The sequence below is a fragment of the Caballeronia cordobensis genome (assembly GCF_001544575.2).
GTDB lineage: Bacteria > Pseudomonadota > Gammaproteobacteria > Burkholderiales > Burkholderiaceae > Caballeronia > Caballeronia cordobensis.
The window spans coordinates 39,394-64,996 of the sequence record NZ_FCNY02000024.1 but is presented as its reverse complement, the minus strand read 5'-3'; the positions used below and the strand labels follow the sequence as shown (position 1 = coordinate 64,996).

23 protein-coding genes and 3 tRNA genes are annotated in these 25,603 nt (G+C 64.3%); 11 read left to right on the top strand and 15 right to left on the bottom strand.

The features are described from left to right. Position 1: 1 nt before the first annotated feature. Both AWB70_RS32085 and AWB70_RS32080 read right to left on the bottom strand, forming a co-directional pair. The gene (locus tag AWB70_RS32085; protein WP_053568363.1) at positions 2 to 1,429 is read right to left on the bottom strand and encodes a 3-oxoacyl-ACP reductase; all 1,428 of its coding nucleotides are present in this window, start codon (positions 1,427 to 1,429) and stop codon (positions 2 to 4) included. A gap of 54 nt (positions 1,430 to 1,483) precedes the next feature. Beyond that, entirely contained in the window at positions 1,484 to 3,976 is a 2,493-nt protein-coding gene (locus AWB70_RS32080) for an acyl-CoA dehydrogenase (protein ID WP_053568362.1), read from the bottom strand. A gap of 329 nt (positions 3,977 to 4,305) precedes the next feature. Here AWB70_RS32080 and AWB70_RS32075 point away from each other — a divergent pair, with 329 nt between their 5' ends. Further along, positions 4,306 to 4,725 carry a hypothetical protein gene (locus AWB70_RS32075; protein ID WP_053568402.1) on the top strand — a complete coding sequence of 140 codons (420 nt, stop codon included), beginning with the start codon at positions 4,306 to 4,308 and terminating at the stop codon, positions 4,723 to 4,725. Between the two features lie 165 nt (positions 4,726 to 4,890). Here the strand turns inward: AWB70_RS32075 and AWB70_RS32070 are convergent. From AWB70_RS32070 to AWB70_RS32060, 3 genes are all read right to left on the bottom strand, one after another. Then, a tRNA-Leu gene (locus tag AWB70_RS32070) sits at positions 4,891 to 4,977 on the bottom strand. A 137-nt stretch (positions 4,978 to 5,114) separates the two neighbouring features. Next, a tRNA-Leu gene (locus tag AWB70_RS32065) sits at positions 5,115 to 5,201 on the bottom strand. Between the two features lie 137 nt (positions 5,202 to 5,338). Next, a tRNA-Leu gene (locus tag AWB70_RS32060) sits at positions 5,339 to 5,425 on the bottom strand. A 225-nt stretch (positions 5,426 to 5,650) separates the two neighbouring features. Here AWB70_RS32060 and rnr point away from each other — a divergent pair. The 5 genes from rnr to rpiA all read left to right on the top strand — a co-directional run bounded on the left by rnr (position 5,651) and on the right by rpiA (position 10,993). Beyond that, a complete protein-coding gene (gene rnr / locus AWB70_RS32055) occupies positions 5,651 to 8,122 on the top strand; it encodes a ribonuclease R (RefSeq protein WP_053568361.1) in 2,472 nt (823 codons plus the stop codon). Positions 8,123 to 8,248: 126 nt separating this feature from the next. Further along, the gene (gene rlmB, locus AWB70_RS32050) at positions 8,249 to 8,992 is read left to right on the top strand and encodes a 23S rRNA (guanosine(2251)-2'-O)-methyltransferase RlmB (RefSeq protein ID WP_045450725.1); all 744 of its coding nucleotides are present in this window, start codon (positions 8,249 to 8,251) and stop codon (positions 8,990 to 8,992) included. Positions 8,993 to 9,004: 12 nt separating this feature from the next. Continuing rightward, positions 9,005 to 9,829 (top strand): N-acetylmuramoyl-L-alanine amidase, encoded by an 825-nt coding sequence (locus AWB70_RS32045; protein WP_053568360.1) that lies wholly within the window; start codon positions 9,005 to 9,007, stop codon positions 9,827 to 9,829. Positions 9,830 to 9,842: 13 nt separating this feature from the next. Further along, entirely contained in the window at positions 9,843 to 10,238 is a 396-nt protein-coding gene (locus AWB70_RS32040; RefSeq protein ID WP_053568359.1) for a SirB2 family protein, read from the top strand. A gap of 65 nt (positions 10,239 to 10,303) precedes the next feature. Beyond that, complete coding sequence (gene rpiA / locus AWB70_RS32035; protein WP_041730474.1) at positions 10,304 to 10,993, top strand: ribose-5-phosphate isomerase RpiA; 690 nt, start codon at positions 10,304 to 10,306, stop codon at positions 10,991 to 10,993. Positions 10,994 to 11,020: 27 nt separating this feature from the next. On the opposite strand, the gene AWB70_RS32030 is transcribed toward rpiA, so the two are convergent. From AWB70_RS32030 to AWB70_RS32015, 4 genes are all read right to left on the bottom strand, one after another. Continuing rightward, the gene (locus AWB70_RS32030; protein WP_053568358.1) at positions 11,021 to 11,407 is read right to left on the bottom strand and encodes a PadR family transcriptional regulator; all 387 of its coding nucleotides are present in this window, start codon (positions 11,405 to 11,407) and stop codon (positions 11,021 to 11,023) included. Positions 11,408 to 11,484: 77 nt separating this feature from the next. After that, complete coding sequence (locus AWB70_RS32025) at positions 11,485 to 12,906, bottom strand: undecaprenyl-phosphate glucose phosphotransferase (RefSeq protein WP_053568401.1); 1,422 nt, start codon at positions 12,904 to 12,906, stop codon at positions 11,485 to 11,487. A gap of 33 nt (positions 12,907 to 12,939) precedes the next feature. Beyond that, on the bottom strand, positions 12,940 to 13,686 hold the full coding sequence (locus AWB70_RS32020) for a Crp/Fnr family transcriptional regulator (RefSeq protein ID WP_014191659.1): 747 nt from the start codon (positions 13,684 to 13,686) through the stop codon (positions 12,940 to 12,942). A gap of 984 nt (positions 13,687 to 14,670) precedes the next feature. Then, entirely contained in the window at positions 14,671 to 15,717 is a 1,047-nt protein-coding gene (locus tag AWB70_RS32015) for a DUF1839 family protein (protein ID WP_052485628.1), read from the bottom strand. Between the two features lie 376 nt (positions 15,718 to 16,093). Between AWB70_RS32015 and AWB70_RS32010 the strand changes: the two genes are divergently transcribed. From AWB70_RS32010 to AWB70_RS31990, 5 genes are all read left to right on the top strand, one after another. Continuing rightward, positions 16,094 to 16,630, top strand: coding sequence for a GNAT family N-acetyltransferase (locus tag AWB70_RS32010; protein ID WP_053568357.1), 537 nt, complete (start codon positions 16,094 to 16,096; stop codon positions 16,628 to 16,630). A 199-nt stretch (positions 16,631 to 16,829) separates the two neighbouring features. Then, positions 16,830 to 17,981 (top strand): glycosyltransferase, encoded by a 1,152-nt coding sequence (locus tag AWB70_RS32005; RefSeq protein ID WP_053568356.1) that lies wholly within the window; start codon positions 16,830 to 16,832, stop codon positions 17,979 to 17,981. Between the two features lie 141 nt (positions 17,982 to 18,122). Continuing rightward, the gene (locus tag AWB70_RS38560) at positions 18,123 to 18,470 is read left to right on the top strand and encodes a hypothetical protein (protein WP_143281731.1); all 348 of its coding nucleotides are present in this window, start codon (positions 18,123 to 18,125) and stop codon (positions 18,468 to 18,470) included. Next, the gene (locus tag AWB70_RS32000) at positions 18,463 to 19,215 is read left to right on the top strand and encodes a FadR/GntR family transcriptional regulator (protein ID WP_014191655.1); all 753 of its coding nucleotides are present in this window, start codon (positions 18,463 to 18,465) and stop codon (positions 19,213 to 19,215) included. Before AWB70_RS38560 ends, AWB70_RS32000 begins: the two co-directional genes overlap by 8 nt. A 100-nt stretch (positions 19,216 to 19,315) precedes the next feature. Further along, on the top strand, positions 19,316 to 20,383 hold the full coding sequence (locus tag AWB70_RS31990) for a Gfo/Idh/MocA family protein (RefSeq protein ID WP_374730269.1): 1,068 nt from the start codon (positions 19,316 to 19,318) through the stop codon (positions 20,381 to 20,383). A gap of 12 nt (positions 20,384 to 20,395) precedes the next feature. Here AWB70_RS31990 and AWB70_RS31985 read toward each other — a convergent pair whose 3' ends face one another. The 6 genes from AWB70_RS31985 to AWB70_RS31960 form a co-directional block, all read right to left on the bottom strand. Then, positions 20,396 to 21,055 (bottom strand): amino acid ABC transporter permease, encoded by a 660-nt coding sequence (locus tag AWB70_RS31985; protein WP_045450719.1) that lies wholly within the window; start codon positions 21,053 to 21,055, stop codon positions 20,396 to 20,398. A 135-nt stretch (positions 21,056 to 21,190) separates the two neighbouring features. Further along, positions 21,191 to 21,991, bottom strand: a complete 801-nt coding sequence (locus AWB70_RS31980) for a cystine ABC transporter substrate-binding protein (RefSeq protein ID WP_053568353.1) — start codon at positions 21,989 to 21,991, stop codon at positions 21,191 to 21,193. A gap of 119 nt (positions 21,992 to 22,110) precedes the next feature. Beyond that, positions 22,111 to 23,133 carry a quinone-dependent dihydroorotate dehydrogenase gene (locus AWB70_RS31975; RefSeq protein WP_053568352.1) on the bottom strand — a complete coding sequence of 341 codons (1,023 nt, stop codon included), beginning with the start codon at positions 23,131 to 23,133 and terminating at the stop codon, positions 22,111 to 22,113. 108 nt (positions 23,134 to 23,241) lie between these two features. Next, positions 23,242 to 24,069 (bottom strand): arginyltransferase, encoded by an 828-nt coding sequence (locus tag AWB70_RS31970; protein ID WP_045450717.1) that lies wholly within the window; start codon positions 24,067 to 24,069, stop codon positions 23,242 to 23,244. Positions 24,070 to 24,165: 96 nt separating this feature from the next. After that, a complete protein-coding gene (aat, locus tag AWB70_RS31965) occupies positions 24,166 to 24,897 on the bottom strand; it encodes a leucyl/phenylalanyl-tRNA--protein transferase (RefSeq protein ID WP_014191649.1) in 732 nt (243 codons plus the stop codon). An 11-nt stretch (positions 24,898 to 24,908) separates the two neighbouring features. Further along, positions 24,909 to 25,454 (bottom strand): NUDIX hydrolase, encoded by a 546-nt coding sequence (locus AWB70_RS31960; RefSeq protein WP_014191648.1) that lies wholly within the window; start codon positions 25,452 to 25,454, stop codon positions 24,909 to 24,911. Positions 25,455 to 25,603 lie beyond the last annotated feature (149 nt).

Below are 25,603 nucleotides of genomic sequence, written 5' to 3'. Positions count from 1 at the left end.
TCTACGCTCCGATCAGGCTTTGCCCGCACACGCGGACCACGTTGCCCGTGATGCCCGCGCTGCCCGGGCTCGCGAGCCACGCCACGGTCTCGGCGACATCGACGGGCAAGCCGCCTTGCCCCATCGAGTTGAGCCGTCTGCCGGCCTCGCGCACGCCGAAGGGCATGCGCGCGGTCATCTGCGTTTCGATGAAGCCGGGCGCGACCGCGTTTATCGTGATGCCGCGCGCGCGCAGCAGGGGCGCCATGGCGTGCACGCGGCCGATGACGCCGGCCTTCGACGTCGCGTAGTTGGTCTGTCCGCGATTGCCCGCGATGCCGCCGATCGACGAGATCGCGACGATGCGCCCGTCGTCGCGCAACGTGTTCTGTTCGAGCAGCACGCCGTCGATGCGTTCCTGCGCCAGCAGATTGATGTCGATCACGCTGTCCCACATCTCGCCGGTCATGCGCGCGATGGTCTTGTCGCGCGTGATGCCCGCGTTGTGCACGACGATATCGACGCCGCCCGAAGCCGTGAGCGCCGCGGCGATGTCGGCGGGCGCTTCCGGCGCGGTGATATCGGCGACGAGCGCCGCATGCGCGCCGCCCGAGGGCGACGCGTCTTCGATGGCGAGCATGGTCTGATCGAGCGCATCGCGCGCGGCCTCGATGTCAAGCCCGGTGACGATCGCGCCGCGCTCCGCCAGCACCGTCGCAATCGATGCGCCGATGCCGCGCGCCGCGCCCGTCACGAGCGCGCGTTTGCCTGCGAGCGGCCTGGCCCAGTCTTGCGGTGCGGAAGAAGGGCTGTCGATGGTCACGACCTGACCCGACACGTAAGCCGAGCGCGGCGACAGGAAGAAGCGCAGCGCGGATTCGAAACTCGCGTCGTCGGCCACGCGCAGCAGATTCGACGTGATGCCGTTGCGCGCTTCCTTGCCGAGCGAACGGACCATGCCTTCGAGCGCGTGCTGCGCGGTGGCCGCCGCCACGCTCGCGCAGGCCGCGCTTGCACGGCCGAGCACGACGATGCGGCCGCTTTTCGCGAGCGAGCGCAGCGCGTCGTGAAAGAACGCGTAGAGCGCATGCAGTTCGCTGCCGTGCGCGATGCCGGTCGCATCGAAGATCAGCGCTTCGACGCGCTCGCTCGCGAGCGATTCGCGCACGCGCGGCTCGAAGCGCCCGCTCATCGCGCCGTGGCGCGCGGCGACGGGCAGCCAGCCCGCGGCGCTTTCGTGCGCGACGCTCGTCATGCCGATGGCGGACAGCACGGCCAAGAGGTCGTCGAAGCGCGCCGGCGACGGCCCCGCGCCGATCGCCGCCATGCCGCCGAACTCGGCGCGATCCGCGCGATGGCGGCGTAAAACCTCGGGACGCGGCAGGCCGAGCGAGCGCGCGATGCTCGTGCCGAAGGGCGAATTGACGAAGTCGAGATAGCGGTCTTTCATCGATTGGCAATCGGTCGTCGAAGGGGCGCGGCGTGGTTTCGGGGCCTTCCTGCTTCAGTCGATGCGCTCGGGCCACTGCCGTTCGAGCGCCGCGTTGCGCTTTTGCAATGCTTCGAGGATACCGAAGTCTGCGGAAAAATCATCGACTTTCACGGCTTCGCGCGCATGGGCGGCCCATTCGGTCAGGAGTGCCCGCTCGTTTTCGTCGATGAGGCCGCGCCCGGCGGCGGCCCGCGCCCACGCTTCGATGTCTTGCGGGCTTTGCGGCAGCGGCGCGGTCTGGCCCGCTTTGACGGCATCGCGCAGACGCGATTCCAGCGCCGCGACCGCGGGCGTCAGCGCGAGCAGCTTCTCGCCGCGCGCGACCGGATCGGTGTCGAACGACGAAACGTGCGAGCCCGCGAGAAGGCGCTCGCGCGCGGGGGCGGGCGTTTGCATCAGCATGGCGATGTCGTTGCCCAGCGCGTCGGCGCTCGGCGCGTGCGGCAGGCCGAAAGGAAACGCGATGGCGCGCAGCAACGCCGCCGCCGCGCGGTTCGGATAGTTCGCGAGCAGGCCATCGAAGGCGGCGCGCGCCTGATACAGCGTGTCTTCGGCGGCCCAGCGCACGAGCGGCAGATCGCTGTCGGGACGGCCGTCGTCCTCGAAACGCTTGAGCGTCGCGGAGAGCAGATACAACTGCGAGAGGATGTCGCCGAGCCGCGCCGAAAGCCGTTCGCGCCGCTTCAGATCGCCGCCGAGCGCGAGCATCGACACATCCGCGAACAGGGCGAACGCGCTCGAGAGACGCGTGGCGGCGCGGTAGAAGGACGCAAGGCGCGCATCGGCGCGCGCGGGGCCGCGGCTCAGCGCGCCCGCGCCGAACGCGTAGAGCAGGCTGCGCATGGCGTTCGACGCCAGAAAGCTCGCATGCCCGAAGAATGCGGCATCGAAGGCGCGTGAATCGTCGTCGCGCGTGGCGGCCATTTCCTTCAGCACGTACGGGTGACAACGAATCGCGCCCTGTCCGAAGATGATGAGACAGCGCGTAAGAATGTTCGCGCCTTCGACGGTGATCGAAATGGGCATCTGCTGATACGCGCGCGCGAGGAAGTTCGACGGCCCCATGCAGATGCCCTTGCCCGCGACCACGTCCATGCCGTCGTTGATCACCTTGCGCGCGCGTTCCGTGATGTGATATTTCGCGATCGCCGATATCACCGAGGGCTTTTCGCCGAGATCCACGGCCTGCGCGGACAGGCGGCGCGCGGCGTCCATCACGTAGAGATTGCCGCCCATGCGCCCGAGCGCTTCCTGGATGCCCTCGAAGCGCCCGATCGGCGTGCGGAACTGGCGGCGCGCGGCGGCATACGCGCCCGTGCCGCGCACGGCGAGCTTCGCCATGCCGACGTTCGACGAAGGCAGCGAGATCGCGCGGCCGGCGGCGAGGCATTCCATCAGCATGCGCCAGCCATTGCCGACCTGCGCGCGTCCGCCGATGACCCAGTCCATCGGGATGAAGACGTCGCGGCCCCAGTTCGGGCCGTTCTGGAATACCGCGTTGAGCGGCCAGTGTCTGCGGCCGATATGCACGCCGGGATGCTTCGTCGGAATGAGCGCGCAGGTAATGCCGGGCGCGTCGGCGTCGCCGAGCAGATGATCGGGGTCGAGGGCGCGAAAGGCGAGGCCGAGCACGGTTGCGATCGGCCCGAGCGTGATGTAGCGCTTGTCCCACGTCACGCGAAAGCCGAGCGCCTCGCGTCCTTCGTGCTCGCCGCGGCACACGATGCCGACATCGGGAATCGCGGCGGCGTCCGATCCGGCATACGGGCTCGTGAGCGCGAAGCAGGGAATGTCGTCGCCGCGCGCGAGCCGCGGCAGGTAGTGATCCTTCTGTGCGTCGGTGCCGTAGTGCAGCAGCAGTTCGGCCGGCCCGAGCGAATTCGGCACCATGACCGACACCGCCGCCGCCGAAGAATGCGTCGAGAGCTTCATGATGACCTGAGAATGCGCATACGCGGAGAACGCCTTACCGCCGTATCGCTTCGGGATGATCATGCCGAGAAAGCCCTGTTCCTTGATGTACGCCCACGCTTGCGGCGACAGGTCTTGCCAGATCGCGGTCGTGTCCGAGTCGTTCGACAGCTCGCACAGCCGCGCGCATTCATGGTCGATGAAGCTTTGTTCTTCCGGCGTCAGCGCCGGCGCGCCGTGTGCGAGCAGGCGATCCCATCGGGGGCGGCCGGAGAAGAGTTCGGCGTCCCACCAGACGGTGCCGGCTTCGATGGCGTCGCGCTCCGTCGACGACATCTCCGGCAGCATCTTGCGAAAGGCGACGAACACGCGCCGACTGATGAGCGCGCGTCGCAACGGCGGGACGGCGAGCACGAAAGCCGGCAGCACGAAGACGATGGAAAGCAGGGCGACGCCGATCGCGCCGGTCACGCCGATGAACGGTCCCGCGGCCACCCAGAGCGCAAGCGCGGCGAGCCACGCCAGAGCGGGCGCTTGCAGAAAGGTGAGCGCGCCGCCGAGCAGGAGGAAAGCGATGACGTAGAGAGCGGGCATCACGGATCTCCGAGGTTGCTTACCGCTGAGCATCCTTTATGCCACGGAGTGCTTTTTCGCGCACGAGGGGGCGTTTAAGACGGATCTACTTCGGCGCCCAATATGCGGGAGCTATTCTGCGTTCTTGACTTTTTGCGAAATACTCCAGCGCGATTAGTTCGAAATACTAAACAAATAAATCCGAAAGATTTTTGACGCCCCGCCTCTGCGGGGCGTCAAAGGGTGCTGCGCGACATTCTTTGCGGGACTGGCCGCAGCAAGTCACAACACGGGGGCTTTTGTTGTGACCACCTGCCACGAGTGGGGTGGCCATGGGAGCATATTTGAACATGGAGATTAGCGATCAATTAGTCAGGCTAAATATCGGCGCGGTGCCGGATTACGTCGACATTGTGGATTGGGTTTTGCAAACGGGCGACCTGTTGTACTTTCTGATCCCGGAAACGCGTTACGTGCATGTCCGGCTGGATATGGAAATGCTGAGGCACGTCCGTGAATCGACAGCGCGCAAAGGAGATGGCTTGTACCGAGACGCCAGGGGTAAGCCGACGCTACTTGCCACGTACCTGGCGCTCGTTTTCCTGGAACGGGAGGTGCCGGTTTCGGCAATCACGCGCGAACTCGGCTTGTCCGAGATGACGATGAACTGGCTGCGCGATGTCCGGCATCATGCCGACGGCGTCATCGACCGTGGGGAGCTCTTGCGGTTGATTCGTCTGCTGACGTTCGAGGACGATGAGCAGGATTAGCCCGGACGGAAGTTTTGGCGGCCCTGAACCGGCCGCCTCGCTTCGTGCGCGGGCGGCCGTTTCGCGTTTCGGGAAAGGGCAGCCGGAAAACAAAAAACCCCACGACAATGCGTGGGGTTTTTGCTTGCGATGCGCTTATTCAAGCGTCTCGCGAAAGAAGGACCTTGGTGCCCAGGAGAGGACTCGAACCTCCACGGTGTTGCCACCGCTAGGACCTGAACCTAGTGCGTCTACCAATTCCGCCACCTGGGCCAAGGGGTACAGCGAGCCCGCTATTTTAGCGGGAACGGACGCCGTGTCAATCGAAACGTCATACAACGCATCTGAAACAAAAACACGGTCTCCGCACAAAAAGAAAAAGCCACCCGAAGGTGGCTTGTTCCGACATCTGGTGCCCAAGAGAGGACTCGAACCTCCACGGTGTTGCCACCGCTAGGACCTGAACCTAGTGCGTCTACCAATTCCGCCACCTGGGCCAAGGGGTACAGCGAGCCCGCTATTTTAGCGGGAACGGACGCCGTGTCAATCGAAACGTCATACAACGCATCTGAAACAAAAACACGGTCTCCGCACAAAAAGAAAAAGCCACCCGAAGGTGGCTTGTTCCGACATCTGGTGCCCAAGAGAGGACTCGAACCTCCACGGTGTTGCCACCGCTAGGACCTGAACCTAGTGCGTCTACCAATTCCGCCACCTGGGCAAGGCGCGTTGCTTAACAGCAGAGAACGCAATTATAGCGGGCTCTTTGCGTCTGTCAAGCGTTTCGACGCAATGCGCATCGCGCCGCGCGGGACGGGCGCGCTCGGCCCGCAAGCCCCGTGGCGCTTAAAGGACGGGTGTTAGAATGACTCGCAACGATGACCGCCTTCCTGTTTGCAAAGCACCGCAAAAGTCCCGTCCAACGAGAAAAATCACGACTACGCCCTTGAGCAAATATCCGTATCCGATTCCGAGCCGCGAAGAAATTCTCGGCGTGCTGCGCACGAGCGAGACACCGCATGCCGCGAACGACATCGCCGAAGCGCTGTCGATCAAGCGCCAGGAGCGCGAAGGATTTTTCAAGCGACTGGCGGCCATGGAACGCGACGGGCAGATCCGCCTCGACAAGCGCGGCCACTATCAACTCACGCATCCGTCGAATTTCGTGGCGGGCCGCGTGCAAGGGCATCGCGACGGCTTCGGCTTCCTGATTCGCGATGACGGCCAGGACGATCTCTTCCTGCCCAACGGCGAAATGCAGAAGGTCATGCACAACGACCGCGTGCTGGCGCGCATCGTCGGGTATGACAGGCGCGGGCGGCCGGAAGGGCATATCGTCGAAGTGACCGAGCGCGCGAACAAGCGCGTGATCGGGCGGCTCGTCAACGAAAACGGCGCGCTCATTCTCGTGCCGGAAGACAAGCGCATCGGGCACGACATCCTCATCACGCAAAATCCGAAGAAGGCGAAGGTCGGGCAAGTGGTGTCCGTCGATCTGACGGATTTCCCGAGCCGCCATTCGCAGCCGCTCGGGCGCGTGATCGAAGTGATCGGCGATATCGACGATCCCGGCATGGAAATCGAGATCGCCGTGCGCAAATACGGCGTGCCGCATGAGTTCAGCGATGCCGCGCTCGCCTCCGCCGCGAAGCTGCCCGATGAAGTGCGTCCGGTGGATATTCGCCATCGCGTCGATTTGCGCGACGTGCCGCTCGTCACCATCGACGGCGAAGACGCGCGCGATTTCGACGACGCCGTGTATTGCGAGCCGGTCGCGGTCGGACGCGGGCAGGGTTTCCGTCTGCTGGTCGCGATCGCCGATGTCTCGCATTACGTGCGCCCGAACGAAGCGCTCGACATCGACGCGCTCGATCGCAGCACCTCGGTGTACTTCCCGCGCCGCGTGATTCCGATGCTGCCGGAAAAGCTGTCGAACGGGTTGTGCTCGCTGAATCCGCATGTCGATCGCTGCGTGCTCGTGTGCGACATGGTCATCACCGCGCGCGGCGAGATCAAGGCGTATCAGTTCTATCCGGGCGTGATGCATTCGTCCGCGCGGCTGACCTACACTGAAGTCGCGGCCGTGCTCACCAACACGAAGGGCCCGGAAGCGGCGAAGCGCGCCGATCTGCTGCCGCATCTGCAAAATCTGTATGGCGTCTACAAGGCGCTGCATGCCGCGCGCCAGAAACGCGGCGCGATCGATTTCGACACGACCGAGACGTATATCGTCGTGAATTCGCAGGGCAAGATCGAGCAGATCGTGCCGCGTCATCGCAACGACGCGCATCGGCTGATCGAGGAGTGCATGCTCGCGGCGAACGTCTGCGCGGCGGATTTTCTGAAGCGCAACAAGCATCCGGGGCTGTATCGCGTGCATGCGGGCCCGACGGAAGAAAAGCTCGAGAATCTGCGCGCGTTTCTGCGCGGCGTCGGCCTGACGCTGACCGGCGGCGACAAGCCGCACGCGAGCGACTATGCCGCGTTGATCGCGCAGATTCGCGACCGGCCCGACGCGCAGATGCTGCAATCGATGGTGCTGCGCTCGATGCAGCAGGCCGTGTACAGCCCCGACAACATCGGCCATTTCGGTCTCGCGTATGAGGCGTACGCGCACTTCACGAGCCCGATTCGCCGTTATCCCGACTTGCTCACGCATCGCGCGATCTACGCGATCCTGCAGGGCAAGAAGTATCTGCCGGACGTCGGTCACGATGTCTCGCTGAGCACCGGCCTCACGAAGGCCGCACGCGAAATGCAGAGAGCCGACGACACGGCGCGCGGCCGCGCGCGCAACAGCGTGGCGATCTGGGAGGAGCTGGGGCTGCACTGCTCGTCGAACGAACGGCGCGCCGACGAAGCCTCGCGCGACGTCGAAGCATGGCTCAAGTGCTACTTCATGCGCGACAAGCTCGGCGAGGAATATGGCGGCATGGTGAACGGCGTGACGACGTTCGGCATCTTCGTGCAACTGGATTCGCTGTTCATCGAAGGGCTCGTGCATGTGACCGAACTCGGCTCCGACTACTTCCAGTACGACGAGATCAAGAACGAGCTGCGCGGCGAGCGCACCGGTATCCGCTACCGCATGTCGGATCGCGTGCGCGTGCAGGTGAGCCGCGTCGATCTCGATGCGCGCAAGATCGATTTCCGTCTCGTGCGCGATACGCCGGTGAAGCCGCCGTCGCCGCGTCCGTCGGCGTCGCCGGCGGGCGGTGCGGAGCTGGCGTCGGGCGGCGGCGGGCTTTCGGGTCCGCGCATTCGACCGTTGCCCGACGACGACATGCCGAGCACGCGCGCGCGCGGCGGCACGAAGAAGGGCGCTGCGCCCGGCGCCGGTGCGCGTGCGGGCGCGCCGAAGAAGCGCGGTACGGCGAAGACGGCGTCGAGCGGACGCGCGGCGCGCAAAAAGCGGTAAACAGGCATCAGGAAACCATAAACGAGCGGCGCGCACGACGCCGCCCAACGAATACGCGCGGCCCGATGGCGATTGCTTCGGGCCGCGTCGTGTTTTTCAAGTTCTCAGCGAAGGTTCGGATCAGTCATGTCACGTCTCAAGGTTCTATACGGTTTTCACGCAGTCACCGCGCGTTTGCGCGCGGATGCATCGTCGATCGAGGAGGTGCTGTACGACCCGTCGCGCAAGGATCGGCGCATGCAGGACTTTCTGCGGACCGCGAAGGAAGCGGGCGTGCGGCTGATCGCGGCGGACGAAGCGCGCCTGTGGGGGTTGTCGGGCAACGTTCAGCATCAGGGCGTGGTCGCGCGCGCGCATGATTTGCCGCTCGCGCAGAATCTGGCCGAACTGCTCGACGGCATTTCGGGCACGCCGCTCTTGCTGGTGCTCGACGGCGTCACCGATCCGCATAACCTCGGCGCGTGTCTGCGCGTCGCGGATGCGGCGGGCGCGCATGCGGTGATCGCGCCGCGCGACCGGTCGGCGGGCTTGAATGCGACGGCCGCGAAAGTGGCGAGCGGCGCGGCGGAAAGCGTGCCGTACATCACCGTGACGAATCTGGCGCGCGCGCTGCGCGAGTTGAAAGACGCGGGCGTCTGGGTGATCGGCACGGCCGGCGAGGCGACGGCTTCGCTCTACGACACGAAGCTGGATGGCCCGGTGGCGATCGTCGTCGGCGCGGAGGGTGAGGGGATGCGTCGCCTGACGCGCGAGACGTGCGACGAGATCATGAATATTCCGATGGCGGGGACGGTTGAAAGTCTCAATGTTTCGGTGGCGTCGGGGGTTTGTTTGTTTGAGGCGGTGAGGCAGAGGGCGGTGAAGAAGTAAGCCGTGACCCGCATGAAAACGCCGTTGCGCCTCGCCGCATTGCTCTCGGCATGCCTGCTCACCGCCTGCACAACCACCCAGATCGACCGCACCACCTACATCGCCGACACGCGCTACCACGCGAAGAACGCCGACTCCCGCATCCGTTTTCTCGTGATGCATTACACCGAGATCGACGAAGCGCGTTCCATCGAAGTGCTCACGGGCGATGCCGTCAGCGTCCACTACGTCGTCCCGGACGCCCCGCGCATCGAGAAGAACGAGCCGGTCGTCTACCAACTGGTGCCCGAAAGCCAGCGCGCCTGGCACGCCGGCGTGAGTGCCTGGCAAGGCGCGACCGAGCTGAACGCTTCGTCGATCGGTATCGAGAACGTGAACCTCGGTCCCATCGGCGACGGCAAATGGCAACCGTACCCGCCCGCGCAAATCGAGGCGCTCATCGCCCTTTCGCGCGATATCGTCGCACGCTACGCGATACCGCCGACGCGCGTCGTCGGACATAGCGACATCGCGCCGCAACGCAAGATCGACCCGGGGCCGCTCTTTCCCTGGCGCGCGCTGTACGATGCCGGCGTAGGCGCCTGGCCCGACGACGCGGACGTCGCCGCGCATCTCGCCGGCCGCGACAAACGAGCGCCCGCCGACGTGCGCGCGTTGCAGGAGAAGCTGAAGCGCTACGGCTACGACGTCGCGACCGACGGCGTGCTCGACGAAAAGACGCGCCGCGTCTTCAGCGCCTTCCAGATGCATTTCCGCCCGTCGGACTACGCGGGCAGTGCGGACGCGGAAAGCGACGCCATCGCCCAGGCACTCCTCGACAAGTACTTCGCCAACTGACAAGGAATTCACGATGGGCGACTATTTCCTCCCGCTGCGCGCGATCCACATGGCCTGCGCAGGCATCTCCATCGCCGGATTCGTGCTGCGCTGGATCTGGATGCTGATGGATTCGCGCCTGCTCGCCGCGCGCCCGGCCAGGATCCTCCCGCACATCGTCGACACGCTTCTGCTCGCGAGCGCAATCGCGCTGGTCGCGATTATCGGCTTCAGCGCGAATGCCGCGTGGCTCGGCGCGAAAATCGCGGGGCTCGTCGTCTATATCGTGCTCGGCACGCTGGCGCTCAAACGCGGCCGCACGAAAGGGGCGCGCGCCGCGTATGGCGTGCTGGCGATCATCGTGTTCGCGTTCATCGCGTCGGTCGCGCGTTCGCACGATCCGCTCGGCTTCCTGCGCGCGTTTGCGTGATCCGCGAGACCCGACGGCGCGCTCCGATAAAATCTCAGTTTTCTCCGATAAGCATCACCGCTCCCATGACTCAAGACGAACTCAAGCAACTGGTCGGCCAAGCCGCCGCCGACTACGTGAACGCGAACGTGCCGGAAGGCGCGATCATCGGCGTCGGCACCGGATCGACGGCCAATTGCTTCATCGACGCGCTCGCGAAATCGAAGGCGCGTTATCGCGGCGCGGTGTCGAGCTCGCTCGCGAGCACGGCGCGGCTGCAGTCGCACGGCATCCAGGTGTTCGATCTGAACGATATCGAGTCGCTTCCCGTGTACGTCGACGGCGCCGATGAAATCGACGCCAGCGGCGCGATGATCAAAGGCGGCGGCGGCGCGCTGACGCGCGAGAAAATCGTCGCATCGGTGGCGGACGTGTTCGTGTGCATCGCCGATGCGAGCAAGCGCGTGCCGGTGATGGGCGCGTTCCCGCTGCCCGTCGAAGTCGTGCCGATGGCGCGTACCGCGGTCGGCCGCCAGCTCGCGGCGCTCGGCGGCGTGCCGGTGCTGCGCGTGAACAAGGACGGCGCGCCGTACATCACCGACAACGGCAACGAGATCATCGACGTGAAAGGCCTGAAGATCGCCGATCCGCGCGCGCTCGAAGCGCAGATCAACGCGTGGCCGGGCGTCGTGACGGTCGGGCTCTTCGCCGCGCGCGGCGCGAATATCTGCCTGCTCGGTACGGAAACGGGCGTCGAGCGGATCGACTACAAGTAAGGACTCAGGCGCGCGGGGACGGGAGGGTCAGCCGTCCTCCACGCTGATCGCGTTCAGAAAGGGCTGGTTCTCGTCGAGATAACGGCGTCCGGTGCGCGTGATCGTGTAGCGCCTGCGCGCGCCACCCGGCTCATGGGGCTCATTCGCCGCGATGTAGCCCTGATCTTCGAGCAGCGACAGCATCGGGTAGACAAAACCCGGGCTCGGGCCGTAGAAGCCGCCGCCGCGCGCCGTGAGCGCCTCGATGACGCCCTCCGCATCGCGCGCGCATTCGCCGATCGATTCGAGTATCGCGAGCCGTAAATGGCCGGAGTCGGACATGCGGCGGCGTTTCTTTCGTTCGCCCTGCGTGCCGCCCGCGACGTGAAGGGCCGCGCCCTCGCGCGGCGTCCGATGCGCGTGTCTGCCGAACATGATCGATTTCCTCGCGGCCACGGTCCCATGGCGATGCAGTCACGATATCGCTTTTTTCGGGCCGTCGCGCGCGCCGGTCAAAACGCGTTGCGTCCGATGAATCCCTTGAACATCGTCATCGCGACGATCTTGATGTCGAACCAGAACGACCAGTTGTGGATGTAGAAAAGGTCGAACTTGACGCGGCTTTGCATCTTCTCGACTTTTTCCGTCGCGCCGCGATAGCCGTTCACCTGCGCCCAGCCCGTGATGCCCGGCTTGATGCGGTAGCGGAACATGTAGCCGTAGACGAGATCCTTGTACAGATCGTCGTGCTCCAGCGCATGCGGACGCGGACCGACCACCGACATATGCCCGAACAGCACGTTGAAAAACTGCGGCAGCTCGTCGAGGCTCGTGCGCCGCAGAAATGCGCCGACCTTCGTCACGCGCGGATCGTTGCGCGTCGCCTGCGTGACGTGGCCCGTGTTTTCCTGGTGCACCGCCATCGAACGGAATTTGTAGATGCGAAACGGCCGCCCGTCCGCGCCCTTGCGATGCTGCGTGAAGAACACCGGGCCCTTCGACGTCGCTTTCACGGCGATCGAAATCGCGATGAGGAGTGGCGCGAGCGCCAGGATCGCGGTCGCGGCGAAAAGGCGGTCGAAGACCAGCTTCGGCCACATCTGCAAGCTATTGCCGGGCGAAGTCGTCAGGTTGATGGTGGCGAGCCCCGCGACGTCGGTCATCGAATGATTGAAGAGCGAGATGCTGCGCGTGTCCGGAATCAGCCGCAGATTCACGAAGTCGTGGCGCAATGCATGCACGAAGCGGTAGATGGTGTGCTCCTGCGATAGCGGCAGGGCGAGCCAGACTTCGTTGATTTCCTCGGCGCGGATCTTGTCCACGAGTTCATCGAAGTCGTTCAGCACAGGCAAACGATTGCCTCCCATGCCGACAGCGGTCGTCGGCGCGGGCACGGCGTCGAGGCCGGTCGCCTGAAGTTCTTCGTCGCTGGTCGTATCGAGCACGCACACGGGCGTGAAGCCTTGCTCGGGCGTGCTGCACAGATGCGCGAGCAGCGTTCGTGAAAAGCCTTGCGCGCCGACGATCGCCACGGTGCGCTGATTCAGCCCGCGGCCACGCATCAGGCGCAGCGCCGAGTAGGCGACCAGCTTCGCCGCGATGATGAGCGCGCCGGAAATGAGCGTCGAATAGGCGAACCAGAGGCGCGACACCGCATCCATCCGATGCAGCGTGAAGGCGAGCAGGAGGCCTGCCGCCACGACAGCCATCCACGCGAGCGTGACGCGCGCGAACATCTCCGCGAGCGGCTTGCCGCGCCAGGTTTCGTACACGCCGAATGCGGGGAAGAGAACGAGAGCGAGTGCGGAATTGAACGCGATCAGGAGCCTTTCGATGTCGCTGATATCGAGCGACGAAAAGCGTAGGTCATGCGCGATCAACCCGCCCGCAATGATGAGACTTACATCGAGACAACGTGCCAGCCAAGCAAACAAACCGTGATTTTTTTCTCGCATTAATCCAGACCGTTAAACGCTCGAGGCCGATGCCGCCTCGGTTGCACGAAGACGCGGGAGCAGCCGGTCGAATTCGCGCTTGACGAGGCCGTAGCACTCGCACGCGCGGGCTTCGAGGCCTTCGCGATCCACGACCTTGATGCAGCCGCGGCTATGATGGATGAGACCCGCGTCATGAAGTTTGCCGGCCGCTTCGGTCACGCCTTCGCGGCGCACGCCGAGCATGTCGGCAATGAGTTGCTGCGTGACTTGCAGTTCGTTCGACGCGGTGCGGTCGATTTCGATCAGCAGCCAGCGGCAAAGTTGCTTGTTCAGCGAATGATGCCGGTTGCATGCGGCCGTCTGCGCGACCTGCGTGAGCAGCGCCTGCATATAGAGGAGCATCAGGCGGCGCAGGAAGTCCGAGCGGCCGAACTGCTCGCGCAGGGCCTGCGCGCTCATGCGATACGCGAAGCCGGGGCATTGCACCTGCACGCGCGTCGGCATGGTTTCGCCGCCGGTCAGCACCGGCACGCCCGTCATGCCTTCGCGGCCCACCGCCGCGATTTCGACCGAGCCGCCGTCTTCCATCGTGTGCAGCAGCGAGATGATCGCCGTCGTCGGGAAGTAGACGTGATGAATGCGTTGGCCCGAATCGCACAGCAACTGTTCGGTGCGCAGTTGCACGAGTTCGAGGTGCGGCGTGAGCGCTTGCCATTCGTGCGCCGGAAGTGCGCCGAGCAGATGATTGCCGTGCAGGTCGGACTGGAGGGTCAGCATGATTGTTCTCTCTCGAAACTTCGCGCGTTGCGCTTCACTTTTTATTTACTGGTGTGATCTTTCCGAAATATGTCGCGTGCGACTCAATCGATGAAACGTCATACCAGCCCCGTAGCGACCCCGTCGGCGCGTGAATCAATTTTTTTTATTCGCGTCGGTCCGGGTTGCGAGTCTCTATTAGCGAGGACCGTGCCAACGAGCCCAATCGCAATGCTGGCGGGGCCTCATAGCGGATGAGTTTTCCGTGGTGCAGCGCAGCGCAGCGTTTTTGTTTCAGTATTGAACATGGGTGGTCTTAGGAATGGGCGCGTGCACCGATGAGTTTCCTCAGTGCAATCCTCCCGAATGGCGATTCGGATGAATCTCTCCACCGTGCGACAGGCCTCACACGCCGACGCCCCGACGAAAGGGCACCTTCTTTCGTAGGGACATTGAAAAATGATTCATCTGTGTTTCATGCGCTCGGTGGGTTATCGAACGCGCGTTAATTTCCCTCTCTCTTGATTCCCCGCGAAGCCTTACTGGGCGTGCGTTTGCGGGAAGCGCCAAAAGCTTCCGGCAAGACTCGGCGTGAAGCGGAAACGTTGCGCTCGTTGCACGTTCTGAAAAATGCGTGCGCCGCGCCACGCGCATTCGTGCACCGGTGGCGGCTCAGAGAGCGTGGCGCAGCCCGCAGAGCCCCGCACGCGGGCGCGGCACGCAGCAAACCGCATTCGTCAGCGAAACGTTTGCCCGCATATCATCGGAAGGGTGTTGCGGAGGACGTCTTCATGCCGACGAAAGACGTCGCGAAATGTTTCATCGCGGACAATCTCATGCGGAACCGATTATTTCGCGCGAAATGGATTGCGCTCGAATTGCGGAAAAGACATCACGAGGTCATGAAGTCTTATGCCCGGTGCGCGAGTAAGCGAATGAAAAACCCCTTGAAACAAGGGCTCGAATGTGGTTTTGCAGCAAGCGTTTGCTGAATCGCGAACGCACTCAGCAAACGATATTCGCGAGAGAAGGAATCACGCGTTCATAAGCGTCTTCGATCACGTCGAACGACGCCTCGCAATGCTCGCGCCGTCCGCGCGAAATGGCGCGAGCAAGGCGGCACTGCATGACCATGGTTTCGCTCGCGATCTTGCGCGCGGCCGCATGCGTCTGAACCGGAATGTCGAAGCCTTGCTCGCGCATCCAGTGCAGATAATGCGCAAGCAGTTCGAAGTTCGCGCCGAGCTGCCGCATCACGTTGAATGCATACAGGTGCGCATAGTTTTCGCCGCGCGCGATCATCGCTTCGACGTGCTCGGGAAAAGCCGCACGCCAGCGCGAAATGGGGTTGTGCAGCGGGCGCCGCAAAAGGTGCATGCACAAGAGGTCCGCCGAGGTTTCGGCGAGCGGCGTGCCGGCAAGCGAATCCTTCACGCGCTTCACGAATTCCACGTGAGGAAAGAGCGCGGACGCGTGCTTGCCGTGCGCATCGTGCGACGGCTCGGGGCGCAGAACGCCGTCGTAGTCGTCGCCGTCGAGCAGGTGATATCCCGTGTGATGAAAGTAGCCGAGACGCCGCGCATCCGGATCGATCACATCGATGCCGATGGTGGTCTTCGCATGCTCGCGGTGGTACGACACGGCGCGCATGTCGGGCAGAAAGAACGCGTCCACTTCGACGAGCACCGTGTTGGCCCGGCGCGTCTGCACGAGCGCGCGCTCTTCGAGCGAATCGAAAACGGCAAGCTCCTGCACCTGCAGGCCATAGAGCTTTTCGATATCTTCGTACGGCAGCTTGCCGAGCGTGAACTGATCGGCTTCGAAGTCCTGCGCGACGGTGAATGCGAGGGCCGCGCGCGGTTCGAGGCCATTGCCGTGCAGGAGTTCTATCCAAAGATCGATGGGCGCGAAGCCCTCGCGCCAGATGCGTTCGCCGCGATGCAGCGCGTGCGCATGATGACGCCGCGCGCGCATGCGAAGAGGATCGAGCGACACGACGCGGGAACGACTCGCGCCTGAATTCGTCACACCGCTCGTATGGAACGCGCTCATGCCGTGACCTCGGGCCGGAAATACCGGTATCCGATACCGCATGCGCACGAGAGCGAATGAATTTTTAGTTGTGCGTCTCTGTCGCGTCCGATGGCGGTATGCATTGTGATTTTCCCATGAAGGTGCCGTATTACGCGAGCGCTATCGACGCAAAGCGAGCGCGCGCGGCGGTCCGCATGGCGGGCTGTCGCGTGATCGTTCGAATGGTCGGGCAGGCGTCTTTTTCCCCGTGACGCCTTTTTGCGTGTGGTCGATCTTATTTGAAAGGCGCACGCGTCCTGGGTCGGTGCGATGGCGCACTGAATCAAGGGCGGTCGGAACGTAACGTTCAATCGTCGCAACGCCGGTTATTACCGGTCATGCATGGAGATAATCAATGAACTGGAAAACCCTGGATTTCGAACAACTCACTGCGCGTGAGCTTTATTTGATTTTGCGCGCGCGCAGTGCGGTGTTCGTCGTCGAACAGTCGCATGTCCATCTCGATGCGGATGGCCGCGACGAAACAGGCATTCATGTTTTCGCAGCCGAAGACATGAGCCGTTCGATGCCCGTGCTCGCCTACGCGCGTATTCACGCAGGCGATGCGGACGATCCGGAAGTCGTGGTGGACAAAATCCTGACGAGTCCGCTGCGCCGCGGCGACGGCACGGCGCACGCTTTGATCGAGCGCGTGCTCGCGGTGGCCGCCGAGCGCTGGCCTGGCCGCAGCGTGCGCCTGAGCGCGCCGGTAAGCCTGCGCGCGTTTTATGAAGCATTCGGCTTTCGCAAGACGGAAGGGCCGTTTCTCGAGCACGGCATGCCGTACATCGGTCTGACGAGAAAGAGCCGTCAGCCGCGCGAAGCCTTCGGCGCGAGCAAGCAGCGACTCGCCGCCGAAGACTACGCGAAGAACACCTACGAGTTGCTCTAGGCGCAACCCGCGCAACTCGCGCAATCCGCATCGCACGGAGTGGCAGGCACATCGCAGCAGCAGTATCCAAGGCGTGGACCGTCGGGCATCGAGGCAAGAACAACGAACAAGGCGGCGCGAGCCGCTTCGAAGCGCGTCCTCGAAACAATAAGAACGATGCCGCCGGCATGGGCCGGCGCGCGCATATACAGCTCTTCTCATGCGAATAGTCCATCTCGCCAATCACGCGCAGATGATCGGCAACGGTACCGTCAACATGATGGTCGATCTCGCGTGCGCCCAGGCGCGCATGGGTCAGGACGTGCTGGTCGCATCGTCGGGCGGCAGCTTCGAGCCGCTCCTGCGGCGTCACGGCATCACGCACATTCCGCTGCAGCAGTCGCGGCAGCCGTGGCGCGTGCCGTCGATGATCGCGGGCTTCAATCGTCTCATCGATCGATTCGATCCCGATATCGTGCACGCGCACATGATGACGGGCGCGCTCATCTCGCGTTTCGGCAGCATGCGGCGGCGCTTCGCGCTCGTCACGACCGTGCATCACGAGCTGCAGAAAAGCGCCTCGCTCGTGCGCGCCGGCGATCGCATGGTGGCCGTGAGCCGCGCGGTGGCGATGGATCTGGAAGCGCGGGGTATCGGGCCGGAGCGTCTGGCCGTCGTGCTCAACGGGGCCGTGAACGCGCCGCGCCTCGTGTGCCGCCCGGCTGCGAAGCCCGTGCGCCTGCGGCATCCGAATATCGTCTGCGTTGCGGGCATGTATCGCAGGAAGGGCATTGCGGATCTGCTGAGCGCGTTCACGCTGGTGCGCGAGCAGGCCGCGAACGAGCGCGACTTTCTGCCGGAGCCGCATTTATATCTCGTCGGCGAAGGCCCCGATCGCGGCTCGCTGGAAGCGCTCGCGGAGCGGCTCGGCATCGCGGCCGTCACGCATTTCACCGGCTTTGTCCCCGATGCGCGGCCGTACTTCGCGAACGCCGACGTGTTCGCGCTGCTTTCGCATCAGGACCCGAGTCCACTCGTGATCGCCGAGGCGCGCGAGGCAGGCTGCGCGATTGTCGCGACCCGCGTGGGCGGCATTCCCGAAATGCTCGATGACGGCGCGGCGGGCGTGCTCGTGCCCCCAGGCGACATCATGCAGGCGGCGGAGAAGCTGCACTGGCTGCTGCTCGACCGGCCGGCGCGCGCCCAGTTCGCGGCGCGCGCGCGGCAAAATCTGCAGCCGCTTTCGGTCGAGCGTGTGAGCGCCGAGTACATGGCGATCTATCAGCAGACGCTTGCTGAGCGCGATTCGATGCGACTGCGTCAGGCCACACTCGATGCGCGACGCGCGCGCACGCAAGATGGCGCGATTTAAGCATAGCGCTGACAAATGGCTGCGCTGCGTTGCGCCACGGTACTTTCGTCCAATCCGTCCGATCATACAAAAGGCTCATGCCAGCGGGCTTGCGTTCGCGTTCGCACAGAAAGCCTACTGGATGCTTGCTCAAATGAGTGCATGATCGGTCCGAGGAGAAGTTGGGCCGCAATCGAAGCCCTCGCCGCGCCGCGACGCTGCCATTCTTCAGTTTCCCTGATGAATGCCTGCGCGCGCGCGGCGCGGGCGCAGCAGATGCACGTGCAGCGCCAAGAAGAGAAAAAACCAAACTGCGATATCGAGGTCAGAGGGAATACCCTGTCAGGAAATTCCTCACTGGCATTCGAAGCAACGAAGACGCAACGTATCAAGCACGACGAATGGACCTGTCGGGAACCCGTCGTGCCTTTCGCAGCCCGGGGAAGCGAAAGCGATGCGCTCATACACACGGCTACGGAACAGGCGGAAGGGGAGAAGCGAGATGGATGAAAACAAAGAGCGATCGCTGGTGGCGAAGGTCATGGACGGACTCGTCTCCGGCATCGTCGAGCAAAAATATGGCGCGATACTGCCACCGCAGGACATCCTCTCGAAGGAGTTCGACGTGAGCCGCACCGTCATGCGCGAGGCGTTGTCGATGTTGCTCGCGCGGCACATGCTGGACGTGCGGCCGAAAACAGGCACCCGCATTCGTCCGATGAGCGACTGGCGTCTCATCGACGAAGACGTGGTGAGCTGGCGTTTTCGCGCGAAACCGGATCAGACGTTTCTGCGTGATGTAATCGAATTCCGCATGCTGATCGAGCCGCGCGCGGCTGCGCTCGCGGCGGCGCGTGCGACGCCCGACGAAATCGCCGGCATTCGCGATGCGTTCGATACGCTCTCGCGTCTGCAGGTGGGCGAACCCGAGTATCAGGCGGCCGACGAAGTGCTGCACACGCGCATCGTCGCGGCGAGCGGCAACCAGTTCTTCCGCCAGATGACGGCGATCGTGCGCGGCGCGCTCGTGACGGTGAACCCGATCGTCGACGGGATCGAGTCGGTGCGTGAGGCGACCCTTGCGGCGCAGAAGAGCGTCGTCGAGGCGATCGAGGCGAAGGATTCCGCCGCCGCCGAAACCGCGACGCGCGCGCTCGTCGATCTCGCCGCGGAGGAAGTGGGCCGCGCGTTTTCGCTGGAGCGCGTGAGCAGTCAGCCCGCCGCGCCGAATGTGAACGCGTCCGCGGGCGTATAAGGCGCGTAACCATCGGACGTTTTGCATCGATTCAGCTTCGTGCATGAAGCCGGGAGGGGTCCCGGCTTTTTGTCGTCTGCATTTTGTCGTCCGCGCGCGGATTCGCGATGCGTCGCGTTCAGGCACAATCGCCCGACGACGAACATGCCGCACGGAGGCAGGATTGACCGATTCGAACATCGAAGCAAACATCGAGGGAACAACGATACGCTGGGGCATCGTCGGCGCGGGACGCATCGCACGGCGCTTCGCCGATAGCCTCAGGCACGTGGAAGGCGCGCGGCTCGCGGGCGTCTGCTCCCGCCGCGAGGCAACGGCGCAAGCGCTCGCCGGTGCGTTCGACGCACGCGCCTACAGCGACTTCGACGCGATGCTCGGCGACATCGACGCGCTCTACATCGCCACCTTGCAGGACAGCCATCCGCACTACGCGTTGCGCGCCTTCGCGGCCGGCAAGCCCGTGCTCTGCGAAAAACCCGCCGCCGTGAATGCGCGCGCGCTGCAGGAGATGATCGACGCGGCGCGCGCGGCGAACGTGCTGTTCATGGAAGCGATGAAGCCGCCGTTCTACCCGCTGTACCGCCGTTTGCGCGCGCATCTGCAAGACGATCCGATCGGCGACATCGGCCTCGTGCGCGCGGGCTGCTCGATGGCGAACGTGCCGCTCGATCATCCGTCGTTCTCGCTGGAAGCGGGCGGCGGCGCGTTGCTCGATATCGGCATTTATGAGGCGTTTCTCGCGGTGGACTGGCTCGGCGAGGCGCTCGACGTGCAAACTATCGGCCGCCTCGGCGCGACGGGCGTCGACGTGTTCGCGAGCCTCAACGTGCGCCACGAACGCGGCATCGCGCAATTGTTCTGCGGACTCGATCTGCAAGGCCGCGGCGATGCGCTGATCGGCGGCACGCTCGGCACGGTGACGATTCACGAGAACTGGTGGAACCCGGCGCGCGCGACCATCGCTTATACGGATGGCCGGAAAATCGAGCTCGACGAGCCGTTCGCGGGCGGCGGCCTCAACTACGAAACCGCGCATTTCTGCGAGCTGCTGCGCGCCGGAGAAACCGAAAGCCCAGTGATGCCGCACGCCACGTCGATGCGCATGATCGCGATCATCGACGCCGCGCGGCGCGATCTGAAGCTGCGCTTTCCGTTCGAAGCGGACTGAAGCTAAAACGCCTCAGTGCCGTCCGGGCAGTGCGAGACGCTTTTCGAAGATTCGCTGCACGAATTCAAGCACGCTGCACAGAATCCAGTACACGAACGCCGCCGCGAGATAGAGCGGCAACGGCTGATAGGTTGCCGCGATCACTTCCTGCGCGCTGCGCAAAAGCTCGGTGACGGTGATCACCGAGACGAGCGACGTGTCCTTGATCAGACTGATGAGACTGTTCGACAAGCTCGGCACCGCGATGCGCAGCGCCTGCGGCCCGATCACGTAACGCAGCGTCTGCACGCGCGAGAGTCCCAGGCTGTAAGCCGCGAGCCATTGCCCGGCGTGAATGCCGAGAATCGCGCCGCGCATGCTCTCGGAAAGATACGCCGCGACGTTGGCCGACAGCGCGATCACGCCCGCGGGCGTCGGCTCCAGCGAAATCCCGATGCTCGGCAAGCCGTAATAGATGACGAAAATCTGCACGAGCAGCGGCGTGCCGCGCATCACGCTCACGTAGCAGCGCCCGATCGCGACGAGCGCGCGGTTCTGGCTGATGCCCATCAACGCCAGCACGACGGCCGCGATGAGGCCGAAGAACATCGAGTAGAGCGCGAACTTGATCGTCAGAAGCGCGCCTTGCGCCAGCACGGGGGCCGATTGAACGAGCAGGGATGTCGTGGACATGGATGAGACGCGTTGACTGAAACGGTGCCGAAACGAGACAGAGCGAAACAAATCGGCACATATTAGACCGAGCCGGCAAAAGAGAAGGGCGGCACCGTGACGATGCCGCCCTCGCGACGCCGGAAACGAAGCGAATTACTTCGCGGGCTTGGTCACGTCGATGCCGAACCACTTGTCCGAGATCTTCGTGAACGTGCCATCGGCTTCGAGCTGGGTCATGGCGTCGCCAATCGCCTTGGCGAACTTCGGATTGCCCTTCTTGAACGGAATACCCGACGGATTGCCCGCGCCGACGTTCGAGCCCGGACGCAGCGGCAGATTCGAGTTCTTCGTCAGATACGCGAGCATCAGGCGGTCGTTGAGCGCCGCGTCCAGACGGCCGGCGGCCAGATCGCGCAGATATTCAGGCGCGCCCGGATACGTTTTCACGTCGATGCCCGGCACGGCCTTGGCCATGTCCATGTAGTTCGTGCCGAGCGCGACGCCGAGCTTCTTGCCCTTCAGCTCTTCGAGCGACTTGAATTCGCGCGTGTCGTCCTTGCGCTGGATCAGTTGCGCGTTCGAGTACGTGTATGCCGGCGAGAAATCGAGCGTCTGCTTGCGCGCGTCGGTGATGCCGACCTGATTCACGATCACGTCGAACTTGCCCGCCTGCAGGCCCGCGATGATGCCGCTCCATTCGGTCGTCACGAACTCCGGCTTCACGCCGAGCTTGGCGGCGACGGCCTTGGCGATATCGACATCGAAGCCGACCAGTTCGCCGCTCGGCGACTTGGAGTTGAACGGCGGGAAGGTGCCTTCGAGACCGATGCGCAGCGTGCCGCGCTGCTTGACCTGATCGAGCAGATCGTCGGCGTGGGCGGCGGTGGCGGCGGCGGTGAATGCCGCGCCGATCAGGCTGGCGGCGACGAGCTTCTTGAGCGTGGACAGTTTCATCGTGTTGTTCTCCTCTTGGTGACGACGGCGTCTTGCTTGAGATGCGGCGATCATATAAGAATGCAATCGCGGCGTAATATCGTTTGCTTATGTCTATATGCGATGCGGCACGGCCGGGCTCAGGCGAGCGCTTCCACGCACTCTTTCACGAGCGCCGGACCGCGATAGATGAGTCCCGTATAGATCTGCACGAGCGACGCGCCCGCCGCGAGCTTCGCGCGCGCGTCCGCGCCCGAGAAAATCCCGCCCACGCCGATGATCGGCAGGTCCGCGCCGACTTCCGCGCGCAGCTTGCGAATCACTTCGTTGGACGCATCGAACACCGGGCGGCCCGACAGCCCGCCGGCTTCGTCGCCGTGTTTCATGCCGGTCACGGCGGTGCGCGAAAGCGTCGTGTTGGTGGCGATCACGCCGTCGATTCCGTGAGCCAGCAGCGTGCCCGCGATCGACTTGATCTGTTCGTCGTCGAGATCGGGGGCGATTTTCAGCGCGAGCGGCACGAGCTTGCCGTGCAGGTCGGACAGGCGCTGCTGCTTGTCCTTGAGCGCGCCGAGCAGCGCATCGAGCTCGCCCGCGCCCTGAAGCTGCCGCAGATTCTTCGTGTTCGGCGACGAAATATTGATCGTCACGTAGCTCGCGAACGGATAGACGCGCTCGAGACAGTAAAGATAGTCGTCGGCGGCGCGCTCGATCGGCGTATCGGCGTTCTTGCCGATGTTGAGGCCCAGCACGCCGCGATACCGCGCGGCCTTCACGTTCGCGACGAACTGATCGACGCCGCGGTTGTTGAAGCCCATCCGGTTGATGAGCGCGTTCGCGTCCGGCAGCCGGAAGATGCGCGGGCGCGGGTTGCCGGGTTGCGCGCGCGGCGTCACCGTGCCGACTTCGATGAAGCCGAAGCCGAGCGCGGCGAGCCCGTCGATGCACGCGCCGTCCTTGTCGAGACCCGCCGCGAGCCCGACGGGATTGCGAAACGTGAGGCCCATGACGGTGCGGGGCGAATCGGGGCCGCGTTCGGCGAGCACGCCGGCGAGCCCGGTGCGGCCCGCCGCGGACAGCATGCGCAGCGTCAGGTGATGAGCGTCTTCCGCGTCCATCTTGAAGAGATGCGAACGCGCGAGCGGATAGAGGGAACTGAACACGAAGTGGAAGCCGGCGACGGCGATTTTTTTAAGACCGCTATTTTAGCGGCTTTGGGCGACGCACCGGGCTGGACTGGATCGGACTCGACCCGCGCCGCCCTCCGGGCGTTACTTCGGCTGCCCCGGACCGTGGATGCGTCCGGGCATCGGCAACGTGCCGGCGGAGCGCGTGTTGACCGGATCGAGCAGCGTCCAGCGCCCGTCGATCAGGCCTTCCAGCGGCCGGAAATTGGCCTTGTAGGCCATCTTGTCGCTTTCGCGAATCCAGTAGCCGAGATAGACGTGCGGCAGGTCCAGACTCTTCGCCTGCTCGATCTGCCAGAGGATGTTGAAGGTGCCGTAGCTCGTCTTCGGCATGTCCGGCTCGAAGAACGTGTACACCGACGAAAGCCCGTCGCCGAGAATGTCGATCATGCTGATCATGCGCAATTCGCCGGGTTCGCCGGGATGCCCCGGATGCGCCGGCTCGCGGAATTCGACGAGCCGCGAGTTGATCCGGCTCTGCAGCAGGAACTGCTCGTACTGGTCGCGGCTGTCGCGGTCCATGCCGCCGCCCGCGTGACGCGCTGACTGATAACGCATGTAGAGCGCGTAATGCTCTTCGTCGTAATGCAGCGGCGCGACGCTCGCCACCAGATTGCCGTGCTGCTTCCACACGCGGCGCTGCGCCCGGTTCGGCACGAAGCGCGCGACCGGCACGCGCACCGGTATGCACGCGCGGCAGCCGTCGCAATACGGGCGGTAGGTGAACACGCCCGAGCGCCGGAAGCCGGCCTTGACGAGTTCGGTGTAGACGTCGGAATTGATGAGATGGCTCGGCGTCGCGACTTGCGAGCGTGCGACGCGCCCTTCCAGATAGCTGCAAGGGTAAGGCGCTGTTGCATAGAATTGCAGCGCGGAAAGCGGTGACAGCGGCAGCTCGTTCGGATGTGTCACGTTGGCGGCTCTCGCAGGCGTCGTCTCGTCGTTGCCGGCCTGGCGCGCGGCCGGCGGCTGCAGTTCGTGGGTCGATCGGCGTTACGCGTGTAGCGGTTAGCGTGCCAGCACGTCGAGAAGGGCGGTTTTGTCGAAGCGCCAGCCGATCGCCGGTTGCGCCGTGGCCCTTCTGAGATGCGCGACGAACGCGCGGCGGGCGATCTCGCGGCCGCCCAGCGACGCCAGATGCGACGTGTTCTGCTGGCAGTCTATCATCTCTATTTTGTGGCGGCGCAAGTGCCCGACGAGCGCCGCGAGCGCGATTTTCGACGCATCGGTGCGGTGCGCGAACATCGATTCGCCGAAGAACATGCGCCCGAACGACACGCCATACAGCCCGCCGACGCGCACGCCGTCGTGCCACGCCTCGATGCTGTGCGCGCTGCCCGCGCGATGCAGCGTGGTGTACGCATCGACGATATCCGGCGTGATCCAGGTGCCGCGCTGACCGCTGCGCGGGGTCTCGGCGCAGGCGCGCATCACGGCGGGAAAGTCGTCGTCCACGCGAATTTCCCAGGCCGCTTCGCGCACCACGCGCTTCAAGGTCTTGCGTAGCGACTCCGACACCTTGAACTCGGCCGGGAAGAGCACCATGCGCGGATCGGGGCTCCACCAGAGCACGGGCTGGCCGTCCGAATACCACGGAAAGATGCCGCGCCCGTAGGCATCGACGAGCCGCGAGGGCAGCAGGTCGGCGCTGGCGGCGAGCAAGCCCGGCGCGCCGCTCGATGCGCCGAGCGCGCGCTCGACGGGCGGAAAGGGATCGTCGTCGGCGAGCCAGGGAACCATGTTCTCGGGATTCAGCCGTCGCGCAGGGTGCGGAAAATGTCGCCGGTATGCAGCGTGAAGTTGCCCGCGGCGCGGTCGGCGAAGAAAAAACGCAGCGTCTGGCCGACGGTCGGAAACGCGATCTCGTCCCACGGAATCTCGCTTTCCTCGAACAGCTTCACTTCCAGGCTTTCCTCGCCGGGATCGACTTCGATATCGAGCAGCCGCGCGAGATAGAACAAATGCACCTGATGCACGTGCGGCACGTTGAGCAGCGTGAAAAGGCTCTGAATCTCGACCCGCGCGCCCGCTTCCTCGAGCGTTTCGCGCGCGGCGCCTTCGCTCGTCGTTTCCTGCATTTCCATGAAGCCGGCGGGCAGCGTCCAGTAGCCGTAGCGCGGCTCGATCGCGCGGCGGCACAGCAGCACCTTGTCGTCCCAGACCGGCACGGTGCCCACCACATTTCGCGGATTCTGATAGTGCACGGTGTTGCAGTTGCCGCAGACGAAGCGCTCGCGGTTATCGCCGGGCGGAATGGCGAGGCCGACCTCGTGGCCGCAGACGGAGCAGAATTTCATGGAAATGGACGTGGGAAGTGTGGTGCGAGTGTATCACCGCGCCGCGGCGGCTTTGAGGCGCTTTGGCGTGGCGTGAATGTCTTCGGGCCGAAGATGCGACGCCTGTCTTCTGGCTACAATAGTTGGCTGCCTTTCCTTATTCGAGCGCC

Excerpts from the sequence above, each read along its gene's own strand:
- AWB70_RS32015 (WP_052485628.1), bottom strand. The coding sequence starts at position 15,717 with ATGAGCGCGTTCCATACGAGCGGTGTGACGAATTCAGGCGCGAGTCGT.
- AWB70_RS32075 (WP_053568402.1), top strand. The coding sequence starts at position 4,306 with ATGGAGATTAGCGATCAATTAGTCAGGCTAAATATCGGCGCGGTGCCG.
- AWB70_RS31985 (WP_045450719.1), bottom strand. The coding sequence starts at position 21,055 with ATGTCCACGACATCCCTGCTCGTTCAATCGGCCCCCGTGCTGGCGCAA.
- aat (WP_014191649.1), bottom strand. The coding sequence starts at position 24,897 with ATGGTTCCCTGGCTCGCCGACGACGATCCCTTTCCGCCCGTCGAGCGC.
- AWB70_RS32000 (WP_014191655.1), top strand. The coding sequence starts at position 18,463 with ATGGATGAAAACAAAGAGCGATCGCTGGTGGCGAAGGTCATGGACGGA.
- AWB70_RS38560 (WP_143281731.1), top strand. The coding sequence starts at position 18,123 with ATGATCGGTCCGAGGAGAAGTTGGGCCGCAATCGAAGCCCTCGCCGCG.
- AWB70_RS32085 (WP_053568363.1), bottom strand. The coding sequence starts at position 1,429 with ATGAAAGACCGCTATCTCGACTTCGTCAATTCGCCCTTCGGCACGAGC.
- AWB70_RS32010 (WP_053568357.1), top strand. The coding sequence starts at position 16,094 with ATGAACTGGAAAACCCTGGATTTCGAACAACTCACTGCGCGTGAGCTT.
- AWB70_RS32040 (WP_053568359.1), top strand. The coding sequence starts at position 9,843 with ATGGGCGACTATTTCCTCCCGCTGCGCGCGATCCACATGGCCTGCGCA.
- AWB70_RS32005 (WP_053568356.1), top strand. The coding sequence starts at position 16,830 with ATGCGAATAGTCCATCTCGCCAATCACGCGCAGATGATCGGCAACGGT.
- rpiA (WP_041730474.1), top strand. The coding sequence starts at position 10,304 with ATGACTCAAGACGAACTCAAGCAACTGGTCGGCCAAGCCGCCGCCGAC.
- AWB70_RS31960 (WP_014191648.1), bottom strand. The coding sequence starts at position 25,454 with ATGAAATTCTGCTCCGTCTGCGGCCACGAGGTCGGCCTCGCCATTCCG.
- rlmB (WP_045450725.1), top strand. The coding sequence starts at position 8,249 with ATGTCACGTCTCAAGGTTCTATACGGTTTTCACGCAGTCACCGCGCGT.
- AWB70_RS32080 (WP_053568362.1), bottom strand. The coding sequence starts at position 3,976 with ATGCCCGCTCTCTACGTCATCGCTTTCCTCCTGCTCGGCGGCGCGCTC.
- AWB70_RS32020 (WP_014191659.1), bottom strand. The coding sequence starts at position 13,686 with ATGCTGACCCTCCAGTCCGACCTGCACGGCAATCATCTGCTCGGCGCA.
- AWB70_RS32030 (WP_053568358.1), bottom strand. The coding sequence starts at position 11,407 with ATGTTCGGCAGACACGCGCATCGGACGCCGCGCGAGGGCGCGGCCCTT.
- AWB70_RS31980 (WP_053568353.1), bottom strand. The coding sequence starts at position 21,991 with ATGAAACTGTCCACGCTCAAGAAGCTCGTCGCCGCCAGCCTGATCGGC.
- AWB70_RS32045 (WP_053568360.1), top strand. The coding sequence starts at position 9,005 with ATGAAAACGCCGTTGCGCCTCGCCGCATTGCTCTCGGCATGCCTGCTC.